Here is a 19,279-nt window from a genome sequence, read left to right on the forward strand (position 1 = left end):
TGGCGCAGCGTGAACAACACGAACGGGTCAAACGGGTGGACCGCTTGGCGGACAAGCTGCTCGGTCATAAGGCAGTGGTGATGGCGATCCTGGTTGTCATTGCGATGGCGAGCGGCTTGGCGATGGCGAACCTTGGCGGCGGTGCCGGCGGCGTGTCGTTTGAGCGCACTGATGGTTCGGGCTCGTTGGTGGAGCCGGGATCCGGCGATGCCTCGAGCGGAAAGACATCCGAAGACTCTTCGTCTAAGGCTTCTGACGCGGCAGACGTTTATGTCGATGTTGATGGCGCCGTTGTGTCGCCCGGTGTATATCGTCTCAAGGACGGCGCGCGGGTGGCTCAGGCGATTGATGCCGCCGGCGGGCTGGCGCCCGAGGCAGACGTTACGGGGCTCAATCGGGCATCTAAGATCGTCGATGGACAGAAGATTCACGTTCCAACGGTAGGGGAGCAGCAGGCGTCCATTGCGGAAGTTGGTGTTGATGGTGGGGCTTCCGCATCATCGGGCGTGAGTGGCGCAACAGGCCTAGTAAATATCAATACGGCAAGCGCGGCAGAGCTGCAGACGCTCTCTGGCATCGGTCCCTCCATGGCCCAGTCGATTATCGATGAGCGGACAAAGAACGGTGCTTTTGCCTCGGTTGACGATCTGATGCGTGTGTCGGGAATCGGCGAGAAGAAGCTTGCCAAAATCAAAGATTCCATCTGCGTATGAGTGCGACCGAGCGCGAGCATGTGATGCCTCCGCGGCCTCTGATGCCGTGGACGATGGCCCTGTGTGCCGGCATGTGCATGAGCTGCGCCTTGGTGCTCAACGTGGCCGCCGATGCGCTGCTGTGGGAGCGGGCTTCGGCGGTCGGGCCGCTATGGGCCATTCCCGTTACGGCGGCGGTATTCGTTGTGCTGGCTCAATCTTGTGCGCGGCTTGCCCCTTGGAAGCGGTGGCTGTATGCCGCGTCCGTCGGTCTCGTGGCGGGAGCGGTCGTCTCGGCGTGGTGGACTGTGGGCGTGCTAAGCGCCTCGAAGGCGCTCGACGGTCGAGCGGCAAGCAGCCTTGAGTTTGTCGTGCAGGGTGACCCATCCATAAACGACGACGTGTATTCCTATACCTGCGAGGCACGCGCGGACGGTAAGAACTTGGCAATGGTTCGCCTATCGTGCGACCTCGAGCTCAAGGTCGGGGCGCACGTGCGTGTTATCGGTCGCGTTTCACGTTTTGAGAACGATTCGTATGGACGATCGCGCGTGCTCCGAGGCGAGGTGCGCAAGGTTAAAGTCGTTCGGATTTTGTCGGTCGATGAGGACTCTCCGGGGCCGCTTCTTCGGATGCGAAATGGGCTGCTTGCGTCCATCGCGCCTGCGACCGACCCGGCGCGTGCACTCATAGCCGGTGTCGTCTGCGGTCGTTCGGCCGAGCTGCGCGCCCAGCCGGCGGGCGACTGGTTTTCGGTGACGGGAACGGCGCATCTTATCGCCGTCTCGGGCAGCCACTTGGCAATCGTGGGGTTTGTAATCGAGGGTGTATTGCAAAAGACTCGGTGCTCACGCGGTCTTCAACGGGCGATATTGGCGATAACGCTTGTGGGCTACGCTGCCTTTACGGGCGCGTCTCCCTCGGCCGTGCGCGCGTGCTGCATGGTGTTCGCGACGCTTGTCGTAAACGGCGCGGGGCGGCGTCGGCATGGCGCATCGGCGCTCTTCGTAACCATGTCCATCTTTGTGCTGCTGCGGCCGACGGTTCTGTTCGAGATGGGCTTTCAGCTTTCATGTGCCAGCGTCTTAGCCATTCTGTGCTTTTGCCCCTATGCGACCTACGCTTTGGGTGAGCTGGGTGTGCCATCAGACGTTGCCAGCATGCTTTCCGTCACGCTGTGCTCGCAACTGGCGACACTTCCCATTACCATTCCTGCCTTCGGTACGTTCTCGCTCATTGCTCCGCTGGCAAATGCGGTCATCGGTCCGGTGGTGAGCGTACTGCTTGCCGTGTCGATCGTGCTGGTTCCCTTTTCGCTCGTGGCACCGTTGCGGACTTGGGCGCTCGTTGTGCCCATGATTGCCTCCCGTTGCGTGCTGTTCTTCGAGCAGCTGTTTGCCGCCGTGCCGGGTGCATCCGTGAGCGTGCCGCCCGATAGCATGTGGATTTATCTAGTGCCGTGTTTGCTGGCGGTGCTGCTGGTCTGGTGGCCGCGTCCCCGTGCACGTCCTGTGGCGGTGGGGCTTGCATGTCTGGTGTTCCTGGCTGCGATTCCGTACGTCTACTGGGATCGATTCGCTCCGCCTTCTGTGACGGTGCTCGATGTGGGCCAGGCCGATGCGATTCTTATCCGCCAGGGCGGTGCAGTGGCACTCGTCGACTGCGGGCTCGACGAGCGCGTGGTGGCGGCGTTGGTTCGCAATAACGTACACCATATCGATGCCGTCTTTGTGACGCATTGGGATGAGGATCACTGGGGTGGTCTGCCTGCCGTGCTCGAACAGTTTTCGGTCGGTACGATTGCCGTGGCGGCGGATGCGCTGGAGGATGCTCCTGCCGAGGTATTGAACCGACCTGGCGTGGAGTATCGGCAGGTGCGCCGTGGGGATACGGTCGATATCGGCTCATTTTGCGCCCGCGTGATGTGGCCATTCGAGTCCGTGGATGGCGAGGGAAATGAGGACTCGCTTGTCCTGCTGCTCTCATATGTTCAGGAAGGCAAGGGCCTGCGTATGCTCCTCACCGGTGATGCCGAGATCGACCAAGAACGGGAATTCGTGCAGGAGGTGGGGGATATCGACGTACTTAAACTTGGGCATCACGGCTCTAAGGTTTCAGTCGATGATGAGTTGCTGGACGTCCTGAAGCCCGAGCTTTCCCTCGCGAGTGCGGGCGAAGGGAATCGATACGGCCATCCGTCCGATGCCTGCATCGATGCCGTTAAGGAAGCGGGCGGCGTGTTCGCGTGCACTATCGAACACGGCGACATTACCGTCACGCCGACTGCGAATGGCTTTGCGATGCGATGCCAGCGACCGTGACGACGTCGTTGGCGTGTGGTGGGCCCCTGGGCTAGAATGGCACGGAGCGAATACGAAGGCCTGCGGGAGGGGAGCGCAATGTCCGAAACCGGTCTGCTGCCGGCATATCTGATCGTCGGTACCGACGGAGTCAAGCGCGATCACGCCGTCTCGCGTATGAAAGCGCGTCTGGAAAAGTCGGGCATGGTCGAGTTCAACCTCGACGAGCGCGATATGACCAAAGACCCCGATATCGAGTCGATTATCGGATCGCTCAACACCTTTCCCATGGGCAGCGAGTTTCGCCTGGTAATCCTTGATGGCTGCTCAAAGCTCGCCAAGTCGGTCTCGGAGCCGCTCGTCGAGTATCTGGCGAGTCCCAGTCCCACAACGGTCTGCCTCATCATCGCCGACTCGCTTGCCAAGAACACGCGCCTGTATAAGGCGATCGCCAAGATCGACAAGAAGGCTGTGATCGATTGCTCCGGCACCAAGCGCTGGGAGCTACCGCGCCGCGTGCAGCAGATGGCGACGCAGCACGGCAAGTCGATCACGACGGCGGCCGCCGAGGAACTCGTCTCGCGTTCGGGTGAAAACACTCGCATGCTCGATAACGACTTGGCTAAGCTTGCCCAGATGGTCGAGGTGCCCCAGATTGAGCTTGCCGACGTTGAGCGCTGGATTGTACGTACGGCCGAGGTTCAACCCTGGGACTTTCTCAATGCGGTCTCGGCCCGTGACATGCGACGCTCGCTCGAGCTCTTCAATCTACTGCCCGCCAAGAGCTACGTGTGGACTTACACATTGCTGTGCGGCCGCATCCGCGAGCTTATCGTTGCCAAGGCGCTCGATGCGCGCGGACAGGGTCGTGAGCTGGCTGCAACACTTAAGCTCCAGTCCTGGCAGGTCAAGAATCACCTGACCTGGGCACGTCGCTTTTCGATGGCAGAGCTCGTTGCCGCGCTCGAGGGCGCGGTCGATGTGGAGCTCGCACTGAAGGGTTCGGCCGATTCTCAGACCGCGCTTTTGCTCTGGATTACGAACATCTTGAGAAAATCGTGATGATACCTGCCTATTTGACAAATTCGTTCTATCCCTTTGAGGGGGAGCGTGCTATAGTAGGCGCTTGCATGACCTCACCGTGTCTCAGAGGTGTCATACATTTTTTGCAAGGAACTCGAAAGGAACTCCAGAAGTGGCAAACATCAAGTCTCAGAAGAAGCGTATCCGCACCAATGAGGCAGCTCGCATGCGTAACAAGGCTGTCAAGTCCGAGCTCAAGACGCTGACCAAGCACGTCCAGTCCGCCGTCGCCGAGGGCGACGCCGAGAAGGCCCAGGCTGCCCTCAAGACCGTCACCAAGCGTCTCGACATGGCTGCCGCCAAGCATGTTATCCACAAGAACCAGGCTTCCAACCGCAAGTCCGGTCTTGCCAAGCTCGTGAACAGCATCAACGCCTAAGTTGTATATTTCACACCACACAGATTACGCGCATAAATGGAGCCTGTTTTATGGAACAGGCTCCATTTTTTGTATCGCTCGGGTAAGATAGTCCGCATGAATACTTCAATTGACATTTCCCACATCCGCAACTTCTCAATTGTTGCGCACATCGACCATGGCAAGTCCACGATCAGTGACCGTATCCTCGAGCTCACCCATACCGTCGACGAGCGCGACATGGAGTCGCAGCTGCTCGACACCATGGATATCGAGCGCGAGCGCGGCATCACGATCAAGTCCAACGCCGTCCGCGTGTCCTATGACGCCGACGACGGCGAGACGTATCAGTTCAACCTCATCGATACGCCGGGCCACGTGGACTTTACCTATGAGGTCTCGCGTTCGCTGGCCGCCTGCGAGGGCGCGGTGCTCGTCGTCGATGCCACCCAGGGTGTCGAGGCGCAGACCGTCTCCAACGCGACGCTCGCCATGAACGCCAATCTGGACATTGTGCCGGCCATCAACAAGATCGACCTGCCCTCGGCCCATCCCGATGAGGTTAAGACCGAGATCGAGGATGACCTGGCGATCCCTGCCGATGATGCCGTGTGTGTCTCGGGCAAGACCGGCGAGGGCATCCACGATCTGCTGGAGTCCATTGTCTTTTTGATCTCTCCGCCCAAGGGCGATGCGAACGCGCCGCTCAAGGCACTCATTCTGGATTCGTACTTCGACGAGTATCGTGGCGTCGTCGCCACGGTGCGCGTCTTTGACGGTTCCATCAAAAAGGGCGATACCCTGCGCATGATGCAGGCAAAGGGCGACTTTTTGGTCGATGGCGTGGGCGTCAAGCGTCCCGCCGAGACCCCGGTCGATGCGCTGACGGTTGGCGAGGTGGGCTACGTGGTCACGGGCCTGAAGGACCCCGAGGCCGTGCGCGTGGGCGATACCCTTACGTGGGCGTCGAATCCCTGCCCCGAGCCGCTTCCCGGCTACCGCGAGGCCAAGCCCATGGTCTATACGGGCCTGTTCCCGATCGATAACAAGGACTACGAGAACCTGCGTGACGCACTCGATAAGCTCCACGTCAACGACCCGTCGTTGGTGTGGGAGCCCGAGACCTCGGTGGCACTCGGCTTTGGCTTCCGCGTGGGCTTCTTGGGCCTACTGCACATGGAGGTCGTTAAGGAGCGCCTCGAGCGTGAGTTCAACTTGGACCTCATTGCCACGAGCCCTTCGGTCGACTATCACGTGTACAAGACCGATGGCGAGATGGTCGATGTCCGCAGCCCGCAGGACCTTCCCGAGGCCACGCGCATTGAGCGTATCGAGGAACCCTACCTCAAGGCAAAGATCATCTGCCCGCCTGAGTACACGGGTGCCGTTATGCAGCTCGCCATCGAGCACCGCGGCGTTACGACCGACATGATCCACCTGACGAGCAAATCGGTCGAGATGCGCTTCGATATGCCGCTCGCCGAGCTCATCTTGGACTTCTTTGACCAGCTCAAGAGTCGTACCAAGGGCTATGCCTCGCTCGACTACGAGTTCAACGAGTACCGTCCCTCCGAGCTCGTTAAGCTCGATATCTTGCTTTCGGGCGACGAGGTGGACGCGCTGTCGTTTATCGTCCACAAGGACAAGGCCTACGGTCTTGCCCGCGGCCTATGCGACAAGCTCAAGGAGATCATTCCGCGTCAGCTGTTCGAGGTGCCCATCCAGGGTGCTATCGGCAACAAGATCATTGCTCGCTCCACCGTCAAGGCGCGTCGCAAGGACGTGCTTGCCAAGTGCTACGGCGGCGATATTTCGCGTAAGCGCAAACTGCTCGAGAAGCAGAAAGAGGGCAAGAAGCGCATGAAGGCCATCGGCTCGGTCGAGGTCCCTCAGGAGGCGTTTATGGCGATTCTCAAGGTGGACGAGTAGGTCTATGGCGCTTTCCGAATATAGTCAGCGGCTGCTGGGCGCCTATGCCGAGCAGCCGTTCCTTATGGCTCCCATGGCCGGCGTGACCGACCCCGCCTATCGCATCATGTGCCGCCGCCGCGGTGCCCATCTTGCCTATAGCGAGATGGTGAGCGTTGCGGGTCTTGCCTATGCCAGCAATAAGACGTGGCGCCTGGTGCTGCCGGCCGATGAGGAACAACAGATTTGCGTGCAGCTCTTTGGCTCCAAGCCCGATCAGTTTGCAAGCGCTGTCGCTGCCGTCGAGGAGCGTGTGGGCGATCGCCTGTCGCTCATCGACATCAATATGGCCTGCCCGGCTCGCAAGGTCGTCACCAAGGGCGAGGGCTCGGCGCTCATGCGCACGCCTGACCTGGCGGAGAAGATCGTCGAGGCGGCGGTGGGCGCGGCGCATGTGCCCGTGACCGTAAAAATCCGCAAGGGCTTTTACGCCGAAGACCGCAATGCCGCGACGTTTGCCCAGATGCTTGAGGGAGCAGGGGCCGCCGCGGTGGCGGTGCATGGTCGCTGCGCCACGCAGCTCTATACGGGCCAGGCCGATTGGTCGGTCGTCGATGAGGTGGCCGATTCCGTCGAGATTCCCGTGATCGGTTCGGGCGACGTGTTCTGCGCCGAGGATGCCGTGGAGCATCTGCACAGCTCCGGCGCCAGCGCGGTGTTTATCGCGCGCGGCATTTACGGCAATCCGTGGGTGTTCGGTGATGCTCGAGCTCTTGCACTCGATGGCACGCCGGTACCGGTGCGTAGCTCGGTCGAGCGCCTGGATGCCCTGCGCGAGCACCTGACGCTCACGTACGAGTTGTTGCCGCTCATGTCGCGCGCTCGCACATACGCAAGCTGGTATCTTAAGGGCATGCCCCATGCTGCGGCCTGGCGCGCCCAGGTGGTGCGCTGCTCCACATACGAGGAGTTCATGGCATTGGTCGATGATATCGAGCGCGATGTGGTGGCCTGCGAGGCCGCACTTGCTGCTGGCGAATCGGTGCCCCCTCATCCGCTGGAGGCCTAACGGTGGCCGTTACCGCGCTGTATGTGCACGTGCCGTTTTGCGCCCAAAAGTGTCGGTACTGCGACTTTGACTCACGCAGTTTTGCTCCGTGCGACCTGAGCGCTGCGCTCGATGGTTATTTTGAGCAGTTGTACGCGCGCCTCGATGCTTTTGGCAAGGCTGGGGCCCTTGACCAGATCCGCACCGTCTATGTTGGCGGCGGCACGCCGTCGCTGGCGGGGGGGCGCCTGGTGGAGCTGGCGCGGCGCATTCGTCCGTGGTGCGCCCCCGTTGAGTTTACTTGCGAGGCCAATCCCGAGTCGCTGACCGCCGAGCTTGCCACTGCGCTTGCCAAGGCTGGTGTCACACGCGTTTCTCTGGGCGTGCAAACGCTCGATAACACCGAGCTTACCGCCATCGGCCGTATTCACGATGCTGATCGGGCGCTCGCTGCCATCGCGACGGTCAAGGATACTGGGCTCGATGTGTCCTGCGACCTGATGTGCGGCCTTCCCGGACAGACGGCCACGAGCTGGCAGCGCACGCTCGATGGCGTGCTGGCGGCGGCTCCGCACCATGTGTCGGTTTACCCGCTCACGCTCGAGGAGGGGACGCCCCTCTATCGCATGGCGTGCCGCGACGAGTCGCTCGAGCCTGATGAGGATTTTCAGGTGGCATGCATGGACGTGGCGCGTGATTGTCTGACTGCGGCCGGTTATCATCCGTATGAGGTGGCGAGCTACGCTCTCGACGGTCATGAGTGTGCCCACAACATTGCTTATTGGACCGGACAGGGCTATCTGGGCCTGGGTCGCTCTGCCGCTGGTATGCTTGATGCTGGGGATTTCGACCGCTTGGCCGGGCTTTTTTCTGGCGTGTCTTCTCGAGGCGATGCGTATCGCGTGCGTCTGGTGCAACGCAACGATGCCGCGACGGCGTTTGATGCCGAGTATCTGTCCCAGCGCGAGGCAGCGGCTGAGGATTTGATGCTCGCTTGCCGCATGACGCGTGGCGTTGGGTCTGACCTGTTGGCTCGCGCGGCGAACATAATTCCTGCAGATGATTTGGCATCGGCCTGTGACCGTGCGCTCGAGTTGGGCCTTGCCACCTGGGTGCCCGATGATGTCGAGGGCCATGTGGGGCGCGTCACATCGAGAGACGTTATCGCAGGTCGCGCCCGTGTCCGCCTTACACCCACCCACTTGGGTTGGCTCGATGGAAATGTGCTGTTCGGGCTGTTTTGGGGTCTAGCATAGGCCGCTCGGGTAGAATTACCGCAATATATACGCTGCTGTGAGCAGGAGGTTGCCGCGCATGGCGACGATGAACGAAAAAGATTACTACGAGATTTTGGGCGTCTCCAAGGACGCCACCTCACGTGATATACAGAAGGCCTTCCAACAAAAGGCCCGCAAGCTCCATCCGGACGTCAACAAAGAGCCGGATGCCGAGGAAAAGTTCAAAGAGGTTTCCGAGGCCTACGCCGTGCTTTCGGACGAGCAGAAGCGTGCGCGCTATGATGCCATGCGCTCGGGCAATCCCTTTGCGGGTGCACCTTCGGCCTCGCCCTACGGTGGCGGCTATGCCGGCGGTGCCGGGTACGGCAATCCCTTTGAGGGCGGTTTTCCCTTTGGCGGCGCTTGGGGTCAGCCGCGTCGCGGGCGGGCAGCTTACAATCCCGAAAGCGGTGCCAACGTGGTCGTCGACATTAAGCTCGATGCCAAGGAGGCTAAGGGCGGTGCCCGTAAAACTGTTCGCTACACGCGATTCGATACGTGCGGACATTGCGGCGGCTCGGGCTCTGTCTCCTCCGAGCATGCCCATACCTGCCCAAGCTGTGGCGGGCGCGGCCATATCGATGTGGACCTGTCCTTCCTGTTTGGCGCCGGCACGTTTCAGTCGGTTTGCCCCGAGTGCGGCGGCTCGGGCAAGGTCGTAGCCGATCCGTGCCCCGATTGCGGCGGCAGCGGACGTACTCGCGTGACCTCCGAGCAAACGATTGAGTTCCCTGCCGGCACGCACGACGGCGACGAGGTTCGCATTAGCGGCATGGGCCACGCCGGTACCAATGGAGCCACAGGTGGTGACCTGGTCGGGCGCGCCCATGTGGAGGCCGAGCGCCTGGAGGGCAAAGCCCGTACCGGCTTTTACCTGATGGGCATCGTGGCGCCGTTTTTGCTGCTGTCGGCCATCTCGGGCGTGTTCTCGGCCTTTGCCGTGATGTGTTTTATTCCGTTTGCCATGGGTCTGTTCATGGTGCTCTCGGATGGGGTTCTTCACCGTAGCCTGCTGTGGTGGAAACGTGGCGCGATGCAGTTTGCCAACGGTTTTGCCAACGGCTTCATGTTCGCGCTCGTGTCGGTTTGGTTTGCGAGCTGCTCGCAGCGTGCGATGCTTTCGCCCTACGGGATGCAATAACATCAAACCCTCTGTTTGCGGCCGGCCTTGCATGGGTATAGGACGCACTGTGACAATATTGAAAGTCGGAAGGATTCGGTCGTGTCGGAAAATAGGGATTACTACGAGGTACTTGGCGTCGATAAGGATGCCGACGCGCGGACCATTAAGCGCGCGTTTCTAAAGAAAGCCCGTACGGTACACCCGGATGTTTCGGACGACCCCGAGGCCGAGGCCAAGTTTAAAGAGCTTAATGAGGCCTATTCTGTCCTTTCCGATGAGCAGAAGCGTGCCAACTACGATCGCTTTGGTACTGCCGATGGCCCTGGTGGCTCCGGCTATGTCGACATCAACGATATCTTTGGCGGCATGGGCATGGACGACCTCTTCTCGTCGTTCTTTGGCGGCGGTGCCGGCGGTGGCGCCCGAAATCGGCACGAGCGCCGTCGCGGTCGCGATATGGCCATCTCCCTTTCGGTGACGCTCGAGGAAGCTGCGCTTGGCTGCAAAAAGACGATCAGCTATGACCGCCTTGCTCCCTGCGAGGATTGCAACGGTACCGGTAGGGCCGAGGGTGCACAGGAAAAGCAGTGCAGCCGCTGCCACGGCACGGGCTATGTCACCACGGTCCAGCGCTCGTTCCTAGGCCAGGTTCAGTCCTCTTCGCCTTGCCCCGACTGCCACGGCGAGGGCACGGTCATCGATCATCCCTGCGAGACTTGCGACGGTCAGGGCCGCACGCCTTCGCACGAAAAGATCGACATCGATATTCCCGCCGGCGTCTCGACCGGTCGCCAGCTGCGCGTGAGTGGCTTTGGCGAGGCCGGCCTTCGTGGCGAGCCCTCGGGCGATCTGATCGTCAATGTGCGCGTCGCCGATCACGAGCGCTTTAAGCGCAATGGCGACGACCTGTACCTGGTGAGCGATATCTCCATCGCGCAGGCTGCGCTCGGTTGTGAGATCGAGGTTGAGGGCATTATGCCCGAGGAGGTCGTCAAGCTGTGCGTCCCCGCTGGCACGCAGTATGGTGACACCGTCAGCGTCAACAACTTCGGCATGCCGCGTATCGGCGGTGGCGGCTCACGCGGTCGACTGATCGTGCAGCTCCGCGTGGTCGTTCCCACGAACCTTTCCAACAAGCAGCGCGAGCTGCTCCGCGCTTTTTCCGACGAGATGGGCGATGACGTCGCTTCCGGTAAGAAGTCGGTAACCGATCGTATCAAGAGCGCCCTCGACGATATCCTCGATTAAGGAGCCCGCTTGCTCGCACCCCATATTTCCGTCGTCAACCTTGGCTGCCGCGTCAACCGAGTTGAGTCCGACCGTATCACTGCCGATCTTATGCGCCAGGGCTTTACGATGGTGGAGCCCCAGGATGCCGACCTGATCGTAATCAATACCTGCGCTGTGACGGGCGAGGCCGAGGCCAAGACCCGTAAGGCCGTTCGTCATGCGCTGGCCCGCCCAAACGAGCCATATGTGCTCGTGACCGGATGCGTGGTCAATTTGCATCCCGAGGAGCTGTTGGAGCTTTCAGATCGCGTTATCGCTGAGCCGTCCAAGATCGATGTCGCCGAACGCGTCTGTGAGGTGTTGGGCGTTGAGTCTGATAGCGTTCCCGCTTGCAGCGACGGAGACGTGGTCGACGCGCTCGGTCGCTCTCGCCTGGGTGTGAAGATTCAGGACGGCTGCAACCATCGCTGTACCTACTGTATTGTGTGGAAGGCGCGCGGCCCCGAGCGCTCCGTGCCCGTCGAGTCCGTGCTCGAGCAGGTGCGCGAGGCCCAGGAGGCCGGTGTGCCCGAGGTGGTGCTGACTGGCGTGAACCTGGGCGCCTATGACGGCAAGAGCGCGACTGACGAACACGTGGAGATCGATGAGCTGCTCGAGGCCATTATGGAGCGCACTACGATTGCCCACGTGCGCATTTCCTCAGTGGAGCCCATGGACATTTCCGAGCGCCTGCTTAAGGTCATGGCGCGCTATCCGCAGCGCATCGCCCCGTTTTTGCACCTGCCCGTGCAATCCGGCTGCACGGCGACCCTGCATCGCATGGGTCGTCCCTATAGCGGCGAGGCCTTCGAGGACACGGTGCGCATGATTCGCGCCAATCTGCCGCAGGCATCGCTTTCGTGCGATGTCATCGTCGGTTTTCCAGGCGAGACGGACGAGGAGTTTGAAGAGTCGTTGGCGCTCTGCCGTCGCGTGGGCTTTTCGCGTATGCACGTGTTCCGCTACAGCAAGCGTCCCGGCACGCTTGCGGCCGATATGCCCGATCAGGTGCCGCCCGAGATTATGGCCGAACGCAGCCGCCGCATGCGTGCCGCCGCTCAGGAGCTTGCGATCGCCGATGCCCGCCGCCGCGTGGGCACGGTCGAGCGTGCGGTGCTCGAGTTTGGCGACAACCTGACGCTCGGCTCGTTCCATCATGCCCGTCTTGACGATGTCTGCGGGCTCAAGGCCCCGTGCCTGCTCGATGTTGCTATCATCGGAGTCGATGATTCCGGCTTAGTCCATGCTCGCAGGGAGGTCCATGGAAGCCTCGAAGATTAGACTTACCGTTCCCGAGGGGATTGACCCCTCGCGCGTCTTGGGCGCCGGCGACGCTGTCCTTCGCGCGGTCGAAGACTTGGTTCGCGCCCATGTGGTTGCGCGCGGTGACCAGATTGCCGTGGGCGGCGCCCCGGACGAGGTCGAACTCGTGGCGCGTTTTTTAGAACACGCTTTTCGCGAGGCAGCCGCCGGTCGCACGCTGTCTGCCGACGACGTCTCGCGTTGTCTGGCCGTTCTGCGCGACGGTGAGCACGAGGCTACGTCGCTTCGCGATGACGTGCTGCTTTCGTATCGCGGTCGTGCCATTCGCCCCAAAACGCTCGGCCAAAAGCGCTATGTGGATGCCATTCGCTCGCATACCATCACGTTTGGCCTGGGTCCTGCCGGCACCGGTAAGACTTATCTGGCCATGGCGCTCGCCGTTGCCGCGCTCAAGCGCCACGAGGTGGGCCGTCTGATCTTGACGCGTCCGGTTGTCGAGGCGGGGGAGAACCTGGGCTTTTTGCCCGGTACCCTCGAGGAAAAGATCGATCCCTACATGCGTCCGCTCTACGACGCCCTTTTTGACATGATGGATCGCGAGCGCACCGATGAGCTTATGGAGCGCGGCGTGATCGAGATCGCCCCGCTTGCCTATATGCGCGGCCGCACGCTGAGCGATGCCTTCGTGGTGCTCGACGAGGCGCAAAATACCACGCCTGAGCAGATGAAGATGTTTCTGACGCGCTTGGGTTTTAACTCCAAGTTCGTGATTACCGGCGACCTGAGCCAGCGCGACCTGGTGGGTCGTCGTGGCGGTCTTGCTGACGTTGAGCAGATTTTGGGCCGTGTCGACGATGTCGCATTTTCGCACCTCGAGCGCGCCGACGTGGTGCGCCATGCCTTGGTGGGACGTATCGTCGAGGCATACGACGCTTATGATGACGTGCGCGAGCAGCGCCCGCGCGACCGAAAGGAGTCCCGTTGAGTGTATTGATCAGCAACGATGCCGAGCTCGATACGCTGCTCGATGCGCAGGAGGTGGAGCACATCTGCGAGGTTGTGCTTGCCGCCGAGGGCGTTGAGCGTGAAGTCGAGATTTCCCTTTCGTATGTCGACGAGGACGAGATGCATGAGCTCAACCACGAGTGGCGCGGTATCGATCGCACCACCGATGTGCTCTCGTTTGAGTGCGACTCTGCCTTTGACGAGGACATTCCCGCCGACGAGACGATCGAGCTCGGCGATATTATCTTGGCGCCGCAGGTTATCACTCGCCAGGCTCCCGGTTTTGGTAACAGTCCCGCCGACGAGTGCCGGCTGATGCTTGTGCACGGTATGCTGCACCTGCTGGGCTATGACCACATCGAGGACGACGAGGCCGAGGTCATGGAGGCCCGTGAGGATGCCATCCTGCGCGATCTGGCGCTCGAGCGCGGTGAGGACCCCAAGTTGGTTCACGTCGGTCCCATCACCAACCATGCCCACGACTAGGAGCCGTCTATGATTCCCGGATCGAACAAGGACCATCCGTCCTTTTTAAAGTCGTTCTCCTACGCCATGGAGGGCTTTGTCACCGCCGTTAAAACCGAGCGTAACATCAAGGTCATGCTCGTGGCGGGCGTGTGTACCGTCATTGCCGGCTGCATTATCGGCCTCGACATTGCCGAGTGGGCCACGGTTATCATCTGCTGTGGCCTGGTGATTCACGGCGAGCTGTGCAATACCGCCATGGAGGCGATCGTCGACCTGGCGACCCAGGAACTTCATCCGCTGGCAAAGCGCGCCAAGGATATCGCCGCCGCTTCCGTGTACGTTCTTTCCATCACCGCCGCAATCGTGGGCCTGCTGGTCTTTGCCCACGCGCTTGGCTTTATTTAGAAAGGGATTCCCATGTCCGATAATACGCAGCCTACCGATGAGGTTCTGGACGACGAGGTTCTGGACGCGGTGGATACCGAGGAGCTCGAGGATGTCGAGGAGTTCGACCCGTTTGAGGGCATGAGCGACGAGGAGCTCGACGCCCTGTGCGACGAGGGCGACAGCCTCGCGGGCTTTGGTGACGTGGAGCCCGGTTTCCGCAGCGGTTTTGTGGCCCTGGTCGGTCGTCCCAACGCCGGCAAGTCCACGCTGCTTAATGCCTGCTATGGCAAAAAGGTCGCCATCACCTCGCCGGTGGCCCAGACGACCCGCCGCCGCATGCGCGCCGTCGTCAACCGTCCCGGCTACCAGCTGGTCTTTGTCGATACCCCGGGTATTCATAAGCCCAAGGACGGTCTGGGATCCGAGCTCAACAAGAGCGCGCTGTTCGAGCTGAACGATGTCGATGTCGTCGCTTTTTTGATTGATGCCACCAAACCGATCGGCAGGGGAGACGCCTGGGTTGCCGAGCGCGTCAGATGCGCCCGTTGCAAGAAGGTCCTGGTGCTCACTAAGGCCGATGAGGCCGACCCCGCACAGGTCATGGAACAGCTTAAGGCTGCCCACGAGCTCATGGAATATGACGACGAGATCGTGACGTCGTCGGTCAAGAACTTCAACGTCGATGCCTTTATCGAGACCGTTGCGCACTTTTTGCCCGAGGGTCCGCGTTGGTTCCCCGAGGACATGGGTACCGACGCTTCCGATGAGACGCTCGTTGCCGAGTTTGTGCGCGAGAAGGTCTTGCGCCGCACCCGTGATGAGATTCCGCACTCCGTTGGCGTGATCTGCGATGCGCTTGAGCAGACCAAGAAGGTGCTGCGCGTGCACGCCACCATTTACGTCGAGCGCGAGGGCCAAAAGGGCATCATCATCGGTAAGGGCGGCGAGATGATCAAGCATATCGGTATCGACGCCCGTCGCGATCTTGAGCGCATTTTTGGTACGCAGGTCTTTTTGGAGCTGGACGTGAAGGTCAAGGCTGGCTGGCGCGACGACGAGGCCCAGATTCGTCGTTTTGGCTACAACGCCGAGGACTAAGGACGCGCGGCGCGCATGGCAGGCTCCCGGACATATCGCACGAAAGTGCTCGTGCTCGATAAGACTAAGCTCAAAGAGACCGACTTGATCTTGACGATGCTTGACGAGCGGGGGCAGCAGGTTCGTGCCGTGGCAAAGGGCGCCCGCAAACCCGGCGGACGCCTGGCTGCGCGCTGCGAGCTGTTCTGTACGGTAGATATGCTGCTCGCACATGGACGGTCACTCGACGTGGTTTCCCAGGCCGAGCTTATGGAGGCGCCGCTCGGCGTTGCGCCCGATTACGAGACGACCTGCGCCGCAAGCGCGATCGCCGAGGTCGCGCGCGTGTGCTCGTTCGAGGACGCCGAGGACCCGTTTACCTTTGCTATAACGCAGCGAGCGCTTGCCCTGGTGGGCAGCGGGCTCGACACGGCGCATATGGATCTACTTGTTGCGGCATATGTCTTTAAGCTGCTGTCGCACGTTGGCTATCGACCCGATTTTTCGGCCTGCGTGCTGTGCGGAGACCCCATGCTGTCGTATTTTTCGCCCCAGGCGGGCGGCCTCATGTGCGGGTCGTGCGCGTCGAGCGTTCCAGGTGCCGAACTGGTGTCGACCGGTGAGGCCGCATGGCTGCGCGCCCTCATGTCCATGACCTTCGATGCACTTTTGGCCGAGCGAATCGACCCGCATACCGCAGCCTTTTTGCTGGGGCTTTCGCATGTTTGGGCTGCGACGCACACCGATCAGCGCCTCCGTGCGATGGAATTCATGTTGGGTCGGTGATGATGCGCAGGCGCGGGCTGCTTGTGGTAACATACCGACCTGTTGGTACCTCGACCTTGGTTGCTCGCTCCACCGGCGGCTTCCCAGTCCGAGGCGAATCGAGTCGCCCGATGGCGACGCAAAACGAAAGGTGAAACAATGACTGTTTCCAAAGAGCGCAAGGCGGAGCTGACTGCCCAGTTCGGTAACACCCCGGTCGACACCGGCAACCCCAAGGTTCAGGTCGCCATCCTGTCCGAGCGCATCAAGGAGCTGACCGAGCACATGAAGTCCCACCAGAAGGACTTCCACACCCGTCGTGGTCTGCTCATGCTCGTCGGTCGTCGTCGTCGTCTTCTCTCCTACATCAAGAAGAACGACATCGTCGAGTACCGTGAGCTCATCAAGGCTCTGGGCATCCGCGACAACATCCAGTAGGATTTGTACATGCTAAGAGCGTCCTGCGCAGCGGGGCGCTCTTTTTGTGTAAGGGCGTGAACAATCACGCTCTGAAGCGTGGCGGGGGCAGGGGGCCCGCGTCACATGAGAAGCCCGCAGGCAAGGGGCCTGTGGGGTAAAGGAGAACAATGACACTCGTATCCAAGACCTTTGAGCTGTACGGCAAGACCTACACCTTTGAGTCGGGCGAGCTTGCCAAGCAGGCCACCGGCGCGTGCCTGGTCAAGCAGGGCGACACCACGATGCTCGACACCGTGGTCGTCTCCAAGGAGCGCAAGAACTACGACTTCTTCCCGCTGACCGTCGACTTCAACGAGAAGATGTACGCCGCCGGCCGCATCCCGGGTGGTTACCTCAAGCGTGAGGGCCGTCCCAGCGAGAAGGCCACGCTTACCGCGCGCATGATCGACCGTCCGATTCGCCCGAGCTTCCCGGACGGCTTCCGCAACGAGGTGCACATCGTCGCCACCTCGCTCGTCGCCGACCAGGTCAACCCCTTCGACGTCATCAACGTCATGGGTGCCTCTCTGGCCATGACGCTTGGCGGCGTGCCCTTCGAGGGCCCGCTTGCCTGCGTGCGCATCGGCCGCAACGTGGAGACCGGCGAGTTTATCGTCAACCCCACCTATGAGGAGCGCGAGAACTCCGACCTGGACCTGGAGCTGGGCGGCTCTGCCGACTTCATCTCGATGGTCGAGGCCGGCGCCGAGGAGATCTCCGAGGACGACATGCTCGCCGCCATGAAGTTTGGCCAGGAGGCCCTTGCTGCCTTCTGCCAGGCTCAGGACGAGTTCGTCGCCGAGTGGGAGCAGGTCAACGGCCCCATCGTCAAGAAGGAGTACCCGCTCGATCAGCCCGTCGAGGAGGTCCAGGAGCGCATCTTCGACCACTACGACGAGATGGCAGCCGCCCTTCGCGACGCCGACAAGCTCTCCCGTATCGGCAAGGTCGAGGCTCTGAAGGAGTCCATCCGTGCCGAGTTCACCGAGGAGGAGCAGGCCGCTTGGGAGCGCGAGATCCCCGTGGCGCTCAAGAAGCTCGAGAAGAAGGCCATGCGCACCATGGTCGTCGAGACCGGTGAGCGCGTCGACGGCCGTGCCGCCGATGAGATTCGCCCCATCATGGTGAAGGACAACTACCTGCCGCTCGTTCACGGCTCCGGCCTGTTCCAGCGTGGCCAGACCCAGGTGCTCTCTGTCCTGTCGCTCGGCATGCTCAACGAGGGCCAGCGTTTGGATACCATCGAGCCCACCGAGGGCAAGCGCTACATGCACCACTACAACTTCCCGCCGTTCTGCACCGGCGAGACCGGCCGCATGGGCAGCCCCAAGCGCCGCGAGATCGGCCACGGCAACCTTGCCGAGCGCGCCCTGCTTCCGGTGCTTCCCGACGAGAACGAGTTCCCCTACGCCATCCGCGTCGTCTCCGAGGTCATGGAGTCCAACGGCTCCTCTTCGATGGCTTCGACCTGCGGCTCCACGCTCGCCCTTATGGACGGCGGCGTGCCCATTAAGCGCCCGGTCTCCGGTATCGCCATGGGTCTGATCCAGGAGGAGGGCAAGACCGTGGTCCTGTCCGACATCCAGGGTCTCGAGGACTTCCTGGGCGACATGGACTTTAAGGTCACCGGCACCACCGAGGGCATCACCGCTCTGCAGATGGACAACAAGGCCACCGGCCTCACCTTCGACATCCTGGCCCGCGCCCTGCAGCAGGCCAAGGAGGGTCGCGCCTTCATCCTGCAGAAGATGCTCGATGTGATCCCCGAGCCGCGCCACACCACGCGTAGCACCGCTCCGCGCATCGTTTCCATCCAGGTTCCGACCGACAAGATCCGCGACGTCATCGGTTCTGGCGGTAAGGTCATCCGCGGCATCCAGGACGAGACTGGCGCTTCGGTCGACATCCAGGAGGACGGCACCGTCTTTGTCGGCGGCACCGGCGAGTCCGTCGACCAGGCTGTCGAGCGTATCAAGCTCATCATCAAGGTTCCCGAGCCGGGCGAGGAGTACACCGGTCGCGTGGTCTCCATCCAGCCCTTCGGCGCCTTTGTGAACCTGCTGCCCGGTAAGGACGGCCTGCTGCACATCTCCCGCGTCGCCAAGGGCCGCGTGGAGAAGGTCGAGGACGTCCTCAACGTGGGCGACGAGGTCAAGGTCGTCGTCATCGAGGTCGACGATCGCGGCAAGATCTCGCTCGATCGTCTGGATAAGCCCGAGGCCCCGGCTCGCGCCGAGGGTGCTTCCGAGGGCGACGGCGAGCACTTCCAGCGCCGTGAGCGTCCGCGTCGCGAGCGCTCCGAGCGCAGCGACCGTCCGCGCCGCCCCGGCGACAACGGAGGCCGCAAGCCCCGCCGTCACCACGACGCCGAGTAACAGCCGTACACAATCAGCTCAACAAGGGCGACTCCTAAGGGGTCGCCCTTTTGCTATTCCCGGCGGGGTCCGCGGGTAAAGTTTCCTGCTCTACAGTCCTGCTCGCACGGAGAGCACATTAAGTGCTCTCCGGCTCGTGCGGAACTCGCGATAAACTTTACCCGCGGCCCCCGCCGGGAATAGCAAAAGGGCTGGTTGGTGCCGCTCGCTATTGAGTTAGACAGTCTATTCAGTAGTCAGATTTCAGATCTGTAGATAGCCGCAGCAGCATTTCCTCAGATAAAACCTACCAAAATAAACCTATCTCATATTGGCAGGTCAGGGCTCAGCGGCCCCGGCACGGGCTAAGTTTATCGCGAGTTCCGCACGAACAGGAGGCCACTTAATGTGGCCTCCGTCGTGAGCAGGACTGTAGAGCAGGA

General features: G+C 61.5%; 17 protein-coding genes. All 17 read left to right on the forward strand.

The annotated features are described in order from the left end of the window. Positions 1-80: 80 nt before the first annotated feature. The 17 genes from PMX60_RS01815 to PMX60_RS01895 all read left to right on the forward strand — a co-directional run bounded on the left by PMX60_RS01815 (position 81) and on the right by PMX60_RS01895 (position 18,857). On the forward strand, positions 81-713 hold the full coding sequence (locus PMX60_RS01815) for a helix-hairpin-helix domain-containing protein (protein ID WP_271746674.1): 633 nt from the start codon (positions 81-83) through the stop codon (positions 711-713). Beyond that, positions 710-3,013, forward strand: a complete 2,304-nt coding sequence (locus PMX60_RS01820) for a DNA internalization-related competence protein ComEC/Rec2 (RefSeq protein ID WP_271746675.1) — start codon at positions 710-712, stop codon at positions 3,011-3,013. Before PMX60_RS01815 ends, PMX60_RS01820 begins: the two co-directional genes overlap by 4 nt. Before the next feature lie 78 nt (positions 3,014-3,091). Continuing rightward, entirely contained in the window at positions 3,092-4,054 is a 963-nt protein-coding gene (holA, locus tag PMX60_RS01825; protein ID WP_161144700.1) for a DNA polymerase III subunit delta, read from the forward strand. Between the two features lie 133 nt (positions 4,055-4,187). Continuing rightward, positions 4,188-4,454, forward strand: coding sequence for a 30S ribosomal protein S20 (gene rpsT, locus PMX60_RS01830; RefSeq protein ID WP_022094714.1), 267 nt, complete (start codon positions 4,188-4,190; stop codon positions 4,452-4,454). A 96-nt stretch (positions 4,455-4,550) separates the two neighbouring features. Beyond that, positions 4,551-6,362, forward strand: a complete 1,812-nt coding sequence (gene lepA / locus PMX60_RS01835) for a translation elongation factor 4 (protein ID WP_156600831.1) — start codon at positions 4,551-4,553, stop codon at positions 6,360-6,362. Positions 6,363-6,366: 4 nt separating this feature from the next. Further along, positions 6,367-7,410 (forward strand): tRNA dihydrouridine synthase DusB, encoded by a 1,044-nt coding sequence (dusB, locus tag PMX60_RS01840; RefSeq protein WP_271746676.1) that lies wholly within the window; start codon positions 6,367-6,369, stop codon positions 7,408-7,410. 2 nt (positions 7,411-7,412) lie between these two features. Further along, entirely contained in the window at positions 7,413-8,645 is a 1,233-nt protein-coding gene (gene hemW, locus PMX60_RS01845; RefSeq protein ID WP_271746677.1) for a radical SAM family heme chaperone HemW, read from the forward strand. Between the two features lie 58 nt (positions 8,646-8,703). Then, complete coding sequence (locus PMX60_RS01850; RefSeq protein ID WP_271746678.1) at positions 8,704-9,807, forward strand: DnaJ domain-containing protein; 1,104 nt, start codon at positions 8,704-8,706, stop codon at positions 9,805-9,807. 81 nt (positions 9,808-9,888) lie between these two features. Then, positions 9,889-11,037: a molecular chaperone DnaJ gene (dnaJ, locus tag PMX60_RS01855; RefSeq protein ID WP_271746679.1), complete on the forward strand. Its 1,149-nt coding sequence runs from the start codon at positions 9,889-9,891 to the stop codon at positions 11,035-11,037. 9 nt (positions 11,038-11,046) lie between these two features. Beyond that, on the forward strand, positions 11,047-12,339 hold the full coding sequence (locus tag PMX60_RS01860; protein ID WP_271746680.1) for a MiaB/RimO family radical SAM methylthiotransferase: 1,293 nt from the start codon (positions 11,047-11,049) through the stop codon (positions 12,337-12,339). Continuing rightward, complete coding sequence (locus tag PMX60_RS01865) at positions 12,320-13,306, forward strand: PhoH family protein (protein ID WP_271746681.1); 987 nt, start codon at positions 12,320-12,322, stop codon at positions 13,304-13,306. Before PMX60_RS01860 ends, PMX60_RS01865 begins: the two co-directional genes overlap by 20 nt. After that, positions 13,303-13,812 carry an rRNA maturation RNase YbeY gene (gene ybeY, locus PMX60_RS01870; RefSeq protein WP_271746682.1) on the forward strand — a complete coding sequence of 170 codons (510 nt, stop codon included), beginning with the start codon at positions 13,303-13,305 and terminating at the stop codon, positions 13,810-13,812. Before PMX60_RS01865 ends, ybeY begins: the two co-directional genes overlap by 4 nt. A gap of 9 nt (positions 13,813-13,821) precedes the next feature. After that, positions 13,822-14,199: a diacylglycerol kinase family protein gene (locus PMX60_RS01875; RefSeq protein WP_271746683.1), complete on the forward strand. Its 378-nt coding sequence runs from the start codon at positions 13,822-13,824 to the stop codon at positions 14,197-14,199. Between the two features lie 12 nt (positions 14,200-14,211). After that, a complete protein-coding gene (gene era / locus PMX60_RS01880) occupies positions 14,212-15,279 on the forward strand; it encodes a GTPase Era (protein ID WP_271746684.1) in 1,068 nt (355 codons plus the stop codon). Positions 15,280-15,294: 15 nt separating this feature from the next. Beyond that, positions 15,295-16,044, forward strand: a complete 750-nt coding sequence (gene recO, locus PMX60_RS01885; RefSeq protein WP_271746685.1) for a DNA repair protein RecO — start codon at positions 15,295-15,297, stop codon at positions 16,042-16,044. Between the two features lie 138 nt (positions 16,045-16,182). Continuing rightward, complete coding sequence (gene rpsO, locus PMX60_RS01890) at positions 16,183-16,461, forward strand: 30S ribosomal protein S15 (protein WP_035138510.1); 279 nt, start codon at positions 16,183-16,185, stop codon at positions 16,459-16,461. A 149-nt stretch (positions 16,462-16,610) separates the two neighbouring features. Then, positions 16,611-18,857 (forward strand): polyribonucleotide nucleotidyltransferase, encoded by a 2,247-nt coding sequence (locus tag PMX60_RS01895; protein WP_271746686.1) that lies wholly within the window; start codon positions 16,611-16,613, stop codon positions 18,855-18,857. The last annotated feature ends 422 nt before the right edge of the window (positions 18,858-19,279 follow it).

It is taken from the genome of Collinsella aerofaciens (assembly GCF_028206995.1).
Classification (GTDB): domain Bacteria; phylum Actinomycetota; class Coriobacteriia; order Coriobacteriales; family Coriobacteriaceae; genus Collinsella; species Collinsella aerofaciens_AQ.

Coding starts and splice junctions, on each gene's coding strand:
- PMX60_RS01815 (WP_271746674.1), top strand. CDS start 81: ATGGCGATCCTGGTTGTCATTGCGATGGCGAGCGGCTTGGCGATGGCG.
- PMX60_RS01820 (WP_271746675.1), top strand. CDS start 710: ATGAGTGCGACCGAGCGCGAGCATGTGATGCCTCCGCGGCCTCTGATG.
- holA (WP_161144700.1), top strand. CDS start 3,092: ATGTCCGAAACCGGTCTGCTGCCGGCATATCTGATCGTCGGTACCGAC.
- lepA (WP_156600831.1), top strand. CDS start 4,551: ATGAATACTTCAATTGACATTTCCCACATCCGCAACTTCTCAATTGTT.
- dusB (WP_271746676.1), top strand. CDS start 6,367: ATGGCGCTTTCCGAATATAGTCAGCGGCTGCTGGGCGCCTATGCCGAG.
- PMX60_RS01850 (WP_271746678.1), top strand. CDS start 8,704: ATGGCGACGATGAACGAAAAAGATTACTACGAGATTTTGGGCGTCTCC.
- PMX60_RS01865 (WP_271746681.1), top strand. CDS start 12,320: ATGGAAGCCTCGAAGATTAGACTTACCGTTCCCGAGGGGATTGACCCC.
- PMX60_RS01875 (WP_271746683.1), top strand. CDS start 13,822: ATGATTCCCGGATCGAACAAGGACCATCCGTCCTTTTTAAAGTCGTTC.
- era (WP_271746684.1), top strand. CDS start 14,212: ATGTCCGATAATACGCAGCCTACCGATGAGGTTCTGGACGACGAGGTT.
- recO (WP_271746685.1), top strand. CDS start 15,295: ATGGCAGGCTCCCGGACATATCGCACGAAAGTGCTCGTGCTCGATAAG.
- rpsO (WP_035138510.1), top strand. CDS start 16,183: ATGACTGTTTCCAAAGAGCGCAAGGCGGAGCTGACTGCCCAGTTCGGT.
- PMX60_RS01895 (WP_271746686.1), top strand. CDS start 16,611: ATGACACTCGTATCCAAGACCTTTGAGCTGTACGGCAAGACCTACACC.